This is a genomic window from Saccharomonospora iraqiensis subsp. paurometabolica YIM 90007 (assembly GCF_000231035.2).
Lineage (GTDB): Bacteria > Actinomycetota > Actinomycetes > Mycobacteriales > Pseudonocardiaceae > Saccharomonospora > Saccharomonospora paurometabolica.
The window spans coordinates 56,208-56,412 of record NZ_KI912210.1; positions in this window are offsets into that span (position 1 = coordinate 56,208).

The following is a 205-nucleotide window of genomic DNA, read 5'->3' on the forward strand; positions in this document are numbered from 1 at the left end:
CCAATCCGTCCTGAGTCATAACGATGGCTGTGCATGGGATGATGTAAAAGGGACGCAGCCGGTTATGCCGGGTAGTGGGGGATTCCCAAGTCCTTTGAGTTGAACGCGGGGGAGCGAAGGTGTGGGTCAGCCCGAACGCAACTGAGCACATGCTAGAGAAATCGCGTAGCTTGGCTAGGCGCGGGATGTCCCCTGACTACATTAG